The following is an 8,685-nucleotide window of genomic DNA, read 5'->3' on the forward strand; positions in this document are numbered from 1 at the left end:
AGCTACAAAAGGCGATTCTCACAGGGATCGTCTTTTTTATGGGCATCCACCAAGTGAAAACCTCATTTCACCAAGTCTCTTTATTTCGGGTTTCGGATCGCAGTAATTTTACATCAGAATTTAAAACAAGAAATTATGAAATTGAGACATTTTTTATTGATCGGAATCTTTACCCTGGGAAGTTTTGTAAATGCACAGGAAGTAAAGAAAAATGCAATTGAAGTTACAGGGATTGCAGAATTGGAAGTGGAACCGGATGAAATCATCTTTAGCGTAGGCATTAAGGCGGATAACAAAAACGATCTGGCAGATAATGAAAAGAAACTGTTTGAAACGTTGAAGAATGGAGGTGTAAAGAACGAAGACATCAAATTCAAATCCATGTACCAGAATATATATGCTAAAAACGGAAAATTCACGAAGAGCTACCAGTTCAAAGTGAATACGAAAGCGAACATCAGCAAAATATTTGAAGACCTGAACCAGAAATGGGTAAGCAACCTGAATGTTTCCGAAGTAAAGAGCACTAAGATAGCCGACTTGAGAAAAACGGTTAAAATCAATGCTTTAAAGGCAGCCAAAGAAAAGGCAGATTATCTGCTGGAAAGTATGGGTAAAAAAACTGGAGCTCCGCTTGAGATCATCGAAATTGAAGATTACACCAGCGATATGGTTCTTCCTGTAGCTTACAAAAGCAGTGTGAGAAATATGCAGATGGAAGCAGCAGACGCTACGATAGATTTTTCTTTCGACAATATCGAAAACATCAAGCTGAAATACAGCATCAAAACAAGATACGAAATCCTTTAGAATTAACAGATTTAAAAAGACAGTCCGAAAGGGCTGTTTTTCTTTTTTAAGGCTGACATTTAAGCTCACCAAGTGAAAGTCAGGTTTCACCAAGTCTCCTCATTTTCAGCCTTAAATAGGGATAATTTTACTACAGGAATTAAAATAATACACTATGAAACGCTATTTATTACTACTCATCGCATTTTCTGTTTCATTCTTAAAAGGACAGGAAATCAAGAAGGAAATTGAAGTGAAACAGGCCACTGTATTCCTTCAGGGTGCTAAAGTTTTCGGAAGTACATCCGTTACCCTGCAGAAAGGAAGAAATATGGTAAGAATCATCAACCTTCCCAACAATCTGGATGAAAATACCTACAGGATCAATCTTGAAAAAAATACAACACTTCTTTCTATCACACCACAGAGTAACTTTCTGAAAGATGAAGATTTCTCTGCAGGAGAAAAGAAACTGGATGATGAAAGAAAAAAATTACAGAGACAGGTCAATTTGTTAAATATCCAAATCAAGAATCTGACGGGTGAGCAAAATATCATCAATGACAATCTAAAGATCTCTACCAACGATAAATCTACTCCGCAGGAGCAGCTGATCAAACTGACTGAATTCTACAGAAAAAGAATGCTGGAAATCGACAACCAGGTTTTTGTTTTGAATGAGCAGAAGACGGTTTTGGACGAAGGTATTGCGAAGATCAGCAATCAGTTCGCAGAAGAACAGACGAACAAAAATACCAACAGAAAAGAACTTCTTCTGGAAATCCTTGCAGACCATGAAACGAATCTGAACTTAGGTGTAAGCTATATCGTTTCTGACGCAGGCTGGGTTCCATCTTATGATCTTCGCGCAGAATCTGTAAAGAAGCCGCTTGAAATGGTTTATAAAGGAAAAATCTACCAGAAAACCGGACAGGACTGGAAAAATGTAAAATTATTTGTTTCGACCTACAGACCATCTTACAATCAGGACAGACCGATTCTTTCTCCTTTGTATGTCGCTGAATATACACCACACAATGCACAGGCTGAAACTGCCAATTACAAGCTGAAAGCTGCTGCAAAAGAAGTGAATTCTTATCAGATGAGAGCTGAAGTAGAAGTTAAACCAAGTCAAATCCCTGTAGCCACTGTTTCGGACAGCCAGATGAACGTTATTTATGAGCTTAATTATAACCAAACGATCTTGAGCCAGGAAAAAGAACAGTATGTCATCCTTGATAAAAAACAAATCGATGCTACTTATAAATACCACACCGTTCCGAAACTGAACAACCAGGTATTCCTCATGGCATTTATTAAAAACTGGCAGAATCTTAATCTGATTTCCGGAGAAGCCAATATCTATTTTGAAGATAATTATATCGGGAAAACCAGCATTGCAAGCAATTATGTAAAAGATGAATTCCCTATTTCCCTAGGTGTGGATGAAAGAATTACCGTAAAAAGAATCAAACTGGAGGATAAAACCTCTCAGAAAAACTTCAACAGCAATAAGTGGGAAACAGAATCCTTCCAGATCAGCATCAGAAATAACACCAAAGAAAGCATTGAACTGGAAATCCTTGACCAACTTCCGATCAGCGAAAATTCTAAAATTCAGGTTAAAGCCTTAGAGATTGGAAACGGAAGTTTTGATGAGAAAACAGGAAGCATTCTTTGGAACAGAAACATCGGCAGCGGAAGTTCGGACAAAATCAATTTCTCTTATGAAGTGAAGTATCCGAAAGAAATGCAGATTCAGTATTACAGCAGATAACCAATAAAAAATAACAGTATGACAACTTTAAAAATCTTAGCAATGACAGCCGTTACCGATTTTCTGAGTTCCGGCAGTTTTTCAGACATCCGCTGTTCAAACAGCACGACAGGAGACAGAGCAGCATTGGTACAGAATGCTTCCGTACCTGAGATTCCAACGCCATCAAAGGATAATAAAATCCAGGTTGCCCTTCTTCTGGACACTTCCAACAGTATGGACGGACTCATTGATCAGGCTAAATCAAGGCTTTGGAATATTGTGAACACATTGACCACACTGAAGTACAACGGAAAGGCTCCTCAGGTAGAAATTGCCTTGTATGAATACGGAAATGACGGTATTCGTGATGAAAATTACATCCGTCAGGTTACTCCGCTTACTCAGGATCTCGATCTGGTTTCCGAGAAATTATTTGCTCTGAGAACCAACGGCGGTAATGAATACTGCGGTGCGGTGATCCGTGATGCTTCGATGAACCTGAACTGGGATGGCAACGAAAAAAGCATGAAGCTGATCTATATCGCCGGTAATGAACCGTTCGATCAGGGAAAAGTGAATTATAAAGACGTGATCTCCAAAGCAAAAAGCAAAAATATATACACGAATACCATTTTCTGCGGAAGCCGAGAAGAAGGTACCCAAACCTTCTGGCAAAACGGTGCGGTTGTAGGCGGTGGGAAATACTTTAATATCGACAGCGACAGAAAGGTCATTTATATTGAAACGCCATATGATGTAAGAATTTCAGAATGCAACACCAAGCTGAATGACACCTACATTTTCTACGGAAATCACGGCTCTGAATATAAACTAAAACAGGCTGCACAGGACAGGAATGCTGAGGTACAGTCGGTTTCCAATTATGTTGAAAGAACCGTTGCCAAGTCTAAGAAGAATGCTTATAAAAATGATCACTGGGATTTGGTAGACAAAGCAGAAAAAGATGCAGGCTTTATCGCCACCGTAAAAGACGATGCCCTTCCGGCCGAACTGAAAGGTAAAAGCAAGGAAGAAATTAAAAAAGCCGTTGCTGTAAAATCTGCAGAGCGTGGAAAAATTCAGAAGGAGATTGAAGAGCTGTCCAGAAAACGTCAAGAATACATTGATGCCGAAATGAAAAAACGGGGCAATGCAGATTCTGACGACCTTGGAAAAGCGATTGAAAGGTCTATTCTGGAGCAGGCAAAAACGAGTGGATATACTTCGAAATAGTTTTGAAACTGGTGGCTCAGTTTTCCGAGGCCACCAGTTTTTTTTATCTCCCGAATTTAAAATAGTCAGACAACAGATGCTTTTTGTTTTTCATAAACTGAGAAGCCATTTCCATTCCCGTCACGGAAAAAGTGATTCCGTTTCCACCGAAACCCAAGACAAAATATGAATTTTTAAATTTTTTATGCTCTCCGATATAAGGCAGTCCGTCTTTGGTTTCCCCGAAAGTTCCGGCCCAGACAAAATCGGTATAGAAATGATAATCTGGTTTTATTTTTTTGAGATTTTTGAGAATTTCTTTCTCTTTTTTATCGAGAAGCGCATCCCGTTTTTGGGCATCACTGAAATCTTCATCTCCTCCACCAATCAGAAGTCGTCCGTCATCGGTTGTACGCATATAGATATAAGGATCATCCGTATTCCAGACCAATGTACTGCTGATGTTTTTGAATTTATCATCATCAATCTCTGAAACGATGGCGAAAGTACTTTTTAAATCCACAAAGTTTTCCTTCAATAGATTTTTGCTTTCATAACCGATGCAATAGATCACTTTTTTAGCCTTGATTTGAAAACCGCTGTCTACGGTTGCCAGATTAAAGCCTTTGTGATATTCTACCTTCTTCATTTCGGTTTTATCGAATATTTTTAATCCTTTTTTTACATTATGCTCAAATAATTCATGGGCAAATTTAAACGCATCAATGCTGGCTCCCTGTTTCGACAGAATACCGCCATAGGTATTTTCAAATCCAAACTGTTCTACAATTTGTTCTGCTTCGAGCCATTTTATGTTGAATCCTGCCTTTTTTCTGGCTTTACATTCTTCCTGAAGCCACTTTACATCTTTCTTTTTTGAAGCAAAATACAGCGATTTTTTTCGTTTAAAACCGGCATCAGACCTAATCTGCTTTGTGATCTTTTCAAGATTATCTATTGCTTCGGAACAGGCTTTATAGCTTGCTACAGCTCCTTTTTCCCCGATCTTTTCAGTCAGTTCGTAAAGAGGAACGTCTATTTCGTACTGCAGCATAGATGTAGTGGCAGAAGTGCTTCCATTACAGATTTCGCGTTTATCAATCAGGATTGTTTTGTATCCGTCACTGATCATCTGATGGGCAATAAGGCTTCCGGTAATACCGCCACCGATAATTAAAACATCGCAGTTTTCATTTGATTTCAGGGAAGGATAAGACGTTATCAATCCGTTCTTTATCAGCCAGAAAGGTTCGTTCGATTTTAAATCCATAATTGAATATTATATTAAAATATTAACGTTTATAAGTATTTTAACGATTTATTATCAAATTATGGTGCAATTATTGTACCCAGTTCTAAAATCCAACCACATTAAAAATAAATTATATGATAACGATTATTCCAGAAGCTCCGGAAAATGTTGCTGCATTCAATGCAACCGGAGAAATAACCAGAGAAGATTTTGAAAACCTTGTCATCCCTCATGTAAAAGATAAAGTAGACCAGTTTGGCGAGCTCAACTATCTTTTGTATCTGGACACGGATCTGGATAAGTTTACTATGGGAGCATGGCTTCAGGATGCTCTTTTAGGATTAAAAAACCTTACCAAATGGAACCGTACCGCTATTGTGACAGACAAAGAAGCCGTACAGAACTTTACCGATATTTTCAGTGTCCTGATGCCGGGAGAATTTAAATCTTTTCCTAAAGAAAATTTATATAACGCACTGTATTGGTGTAAAAACGGAAACGAAGTAGAAGTGTAACGTTATGTGTTAGAGTTTGAGCGTATGAGTGTTTGAGGGGATAGAGTATCCGCGTGTAGAATGAAGGTGCTGGTTGACAGTTGCTAGTTTGTCGTCATTAAGACAAATATTTTTGTAGTTTAAAATATTGTTTTCCCAAATCCATTCACTATTCACTTGCGAAGCAAAATTCACCATTGACGTCTTCTCATCTAGGCCATATTATAATAAAAAAGAGACTTTGCTCAAATGAATGTGCAAAGTCTCTTTTTGTATGTGTCAGTGACATTAAATACTATATTATTCGGATCATGTACAAAACTTGGTGGATAGATGGTTTTCTTACGCAAAGTTATATGAAAAATGCTTTTGAGTTGAAGAAGGCAAAGAGTTCGACTTCGTCGCTGATGAAGCTTCCAGATATATCGTCTGCTTAATCGAATCAATGAAATTGATTCCGCCTTTGCTTCCCTTTATTAATAGGATAATCAATTTCTTTGCGTTAAAAAAACGTATCCGCTCCCCAATTTTTGAAATTGATCCCATTATTCCATGTATCTACTTCACTTTTTATCTATTTCTTATTTATCGCAAGGCACGCATTCTACAGCCGTGTCATCACGATCAGGAGTTTCTTTCCCATAAAGATATCTGTATCTTAAGCTTATGACAAGACCGATAAACGTCATTCCCACGCCTACCAATGAAGGGTATTTGAATGAGAATCCGTATTCTAAAGGAATTCCTCCTAAAAAGGCACCCATCGCATTGGCAATATTAAAAGCAGCCTGCATAAACGCGGCAGCCATCATTTCACTTTTTGGGGCTGCTTTCATCATCATGATATTAATAGGTGCAGCAACCGACATTGACAGCGCTCCGCAGATAAATGTCAGGATTAGTGCTATATTCTGATGTTCGGCAAATAAAAATACCCCTCCCAGAGAGATCATCATCAGGAAAATCAGTAATGCACATGTTTTTTCAGGCCCTAGACGGTCGGAAATAAATCCTCCGGCAAGGTTTCCCACTACCATTCCTGCGCCGGCAAGAATCATGACATAGGCCATCTGATTGCTTTGGATTCCGGCAACGATGGTCATTAAAGGCGTGATATAACTGAACCAGGTGAAAAGTCCTCCAAAACCAATGGCTGTAATTCCCAATACCAGCCAAGACTGTTTATTTTTAAGGAATTTCAGTTCTTCCAGAAAATGGGTATCCTGATTTGATTCTATGGCAGGAAGCCATAATTTCAGGAATAATATCGCGAAAAGGCCGATTAACGCTACAATCGCAAAGTAAAGTTTCCAGTGATAAGCATGTCCGATATAGGTAACGAGCGGAACCATAATCAGATTGGCCACCGTAAGCCCCGTAAACATTAAGGATATATAAAATGCCTCCTTCCCTTTTCCTGCCATTCGGGATGCTACTACTGTTCCTACTCCGAAAAATGCTCCGTGTGGAAGTCCGGACATAAATCTCATGATCAGCATACTTGTATAATCCGGCATTACTGCAGAAAGTCCGTTGAATAGGGTGAAGAGGATCATTAAAACCATCAGCACTTTTTTAGGTGGAAATTTCACGGAATATCCAATCAGGATAGGTGCCCCGATCACCACTCCCATCGCATAAGCCGAGATTAAATGTCCTGCTTCAGGAATGGAAATCTTGAGGGTATTTGCAATATCTGGAAGCAGTCCCATGACGGTAAACTCCGTAGTTCCGATTCCCAGTCCGCCTATGGCCAGCGGTATTATTCTTTTATCAATCCTCATTGTGAGTAAACTTCTTTTTTCGAATTAAATTTTAAATGATTTTTTCTGAAAAATAAAAACAGTCTCCCACCTTTATTTTGAAAGTGCAAAAATCGCAAGAAATATTGGCTTTTACTTCTCCTGAGATGATAAAAATTTGCTCCATATTAACCTTTTTATGTAATTTTAAAATTAGAATCAATCAAATGAGAACAAGATGAAGATCCAGAAAGAAGTAATAGAATTTGAAAAAGGAAAGTCTTTTAAGCTTTTTTCACCGTCTTTAAAGAACTGTTTTTTCTGGCACCATCATCCCGAAATCGAACTGGTCTATGTGGAAGCCGTCAATGGAATCCGCCACGTAGGCCGTGATATTTCAGGTTTTACAGAAAGCGATCTGTTACTGATTGGTTCCAATGTTCCGCATCTTAATTTCGATTATGGCATCCAGACGGAATGCAGACAGCTTGTTCTGCAGATGAGAGACAATTTTCTTCAGGACATTATTTTCCCGGTTCCTGAGTTTGACAACATCAAAAAACTTCTGGAAAGATCCTATCTGGGACTTTCCTTCTCAGGAGAAACCAAGAAAACGGTTGTTGAGAAGCTCAATGAAATTAAAGATAAAAACTCGTTTGATTCACTTATGGGGCTGATTGAAATTTTACAAATCCTCGCCGCCACAGACGAAGTAAAAGAGCTAAACAAAGAAGACACAAGGATAAAGTGGTTCCTGAACGACAAGATCAGAATGGGAACGATCTACGATTACATCCATGAAAATTATGATAAAAAACCAAACGTCAACGAAATTGCAAAGATTGTCAGTCTGAGTACGCCCGCTTTCTGCCGCTATTTTAAAAAGCAGACGAATATGACCTTCACTGAGTTTGTCAATAATTACAGGATCAACCAAGCTAAGATATTTCTGCTGAAGGATTATTCTGTGACGGAGGTCTGTTTTCAGGTGGGTTTTGAGAGTTTGTCCTATTTCAACAAGCTTTTCAAACAGCATACAGGTGAAACGCCGTCTGAATTCAGGAAAAAATATTTGAAGAATATTGAAATTGGAGGTTAGATTTGTGTTTCCGATTAGTATTTTTTTAACCACGGATTTGCACAAATGTTTATGAGAATAATGTAAGTTTTGGCTAAAGCCAATTGTGTACATTTTTTTCAGGCGGGCTAAAGCCCAATGTCATTAAGTTAAGGGTCTAATATTTTGATTTTCAGACGATTCACCTTTTTTATGTTATCTTTTTTTCGTATATTTAACAGTGAATCAATCAGTTAAACCTAGACGAAAAAATATTAATGATATTTTATCTTCTCTTCAATGCGAAATTTCTCATAGTTTTACAAAGAAAAGATTTATAGTTAATGCTGAAGATTTCAGTAGAAACAGAAATCTTTCTT

7 protein-coding genes are annotated in these 8,685 nt (G+C 38.1%); 5 read left to right on the forward strand and 2 right to left on the reverse strand.

Annotated elements, in window-relative coordinates; translation table 11 throughout:
* The first annotated feature begins 135 nt into the window (after positions 1–135).
* From IW22_RS21320 to IW22_RS21330, 3 genes are all read left to right on the forward strand, one after another.
* Positions 136–810: an SIMPL domain-containing protein gene (locus IW22_RS21320; RefSeq protein WP_034730952.1), complete on the forward strand. Its 675-nt coding sequence runs from the start codon at positions 136–138 to the stop codon at positions 808–810.
* A 154-nt stretch (positions 811–964) separates the two neighbouring features.
* Positions 965–2,566, forward strand: a complete 1,602-nt coding sequence (locus tag IW22_RS21325; RefSeq protein WP_034730955.1) for a DUF4139 domain-containing protein — start codon at positions 965–967, stop codon at positions 2,564–2,566.
* Positions 2,567–2,584: 18 nt separating this feature from the next.
* Positions 2,585–3,781: a vWA domain-containing protein gene (locus tag IW22_RS21330; protein WP_034730957.1), complete on the forward strand. Its 1,197-nt coding sequence runs from the start codon at positions 2,585–2,587 to the stop codon at positions 3,779–3,781.
* Between the two features lie 43 nt (positions 3,782–3,824).
* On the opposite strand, the gene IW22_RS21335 is transcribed toward IW22_RS21330, so the two are convergent.
* On the reverse strand, positions 3,825–5,030 hold the full coding sequence (locus IW22_RS21335) for an NAD(P)/FAD-dependent oxidoreductase (protein ID WP_034730959.1): 1,206 nt from the start codon (positions 5,028–5,030) through the stop codon (positions 3,825–3,827).
* A 116-nt stretch (positions 5,031–5,146) separates the two neighbouring features.
* Between IW22_RS21335 and IW22_RS21340 the strand changes: the two genes are divergently transcribed.
* Positions 5,147–5,527, forward strand: coding sequence for an STAS/SEC14 domain-containing protein (locus tag IW22_RS21340; RefSeq protein WP_034730960.1), 381 nt, complete (start codon positions 5,147–5,149; stop codon positions 5,525–5,527).
* Between the two features lie 560 nt (positions 5,528–6,087).
* Here the strand turns inward: IW22_RS21340 and IW22_RS21345 are convergent.
* Positions 6,088–7,290 (reverse strand): MFS transporter, encoded by a 1,203-nt coding sequence (locus tag IW22_RS21345; RefSeq protein ID WP_185113585.1) that lies wholly within the window; start codon positions 7,288–7,290, stop codon positions 6,088–6,090.
* 196 nt (positions 7,291–7,486) lie between these two features.
* On the opposite strand from IW22_RS21345, the gene IW22_RS21350 reads away from it, so the two are divergent.
* Complete coding sequence (locus IW22_RS21350) at positions 7,487–8,347, forward strand: AraC family transcriptional regulator (protein ID WP_034730963.1); 861 nt, start codon at positions 7,487–7,489, stop codon at positions 8,345–8,347.
* The last annotated feature ends 338 nt before the right edge of the window (positions 8,348–8,685 follow it).

Source organism: Chryseobacterium sp. JM1 (assembly GCF_000737715.1).
GTDB lineage: Bacteria > Bacteroidota > Bacteroidia > Flavobacteriales > Weeksellaceae > Chryseobacterium.

Excerpts from the sequence above, each read along its gene's own strand:
- IW22_RS21320 (WP_034730952.1), top strand. The coding sequence starts at position 136 with ATGAAATTGAGACATTTTTTATTGATCGGAATCTTTACCCTGGGAAGT.
- IW22_RS21325 (WP_034730955.1), top strand. The coding sequence starts at position 965 with ATGAAACGCTATTTATTACTACTCATCGCATTTTCTGTTTCATTCTTA.
- IW22_RS21330 (WP_034730957.1), top strand. The coding sequence starts at position 2,585 with ATGACAACTTTAAAAATCTTAGCAATGACAGCCGTTACCGATTTTCTG.
- IW22_RS21335 (WP_034730959.1), bottom strand. The coding sequence starts at position 5,030 with ATGGATTTAAAATCGAACGAACCTTTCTGGCTGATAAAGAACGGATTG.
- IW22_RS21340 (WP_034730960.1), top strand. The coding sequence starts at position 5,147 with ATGATAACGATTATTCCAGAAGCTCCGGAAAATGTTGCTGCATTCAAT.
- IW22_RS21345 (WP_185113585.1), bottom strand. The coding sequence starts at position 7,290 with ATGAGGATTGATAAAAGAATAATACCGCTGGCCATAGGCGGACTGGGA.
- IW22_RS21350 (WP_034730963.1), top strand. The coding sequence starts at position 7,487 with ATGAAGATCCAGAAAGAAGTAATAGAATTTGAAAAAGGAAAGTCTTTT.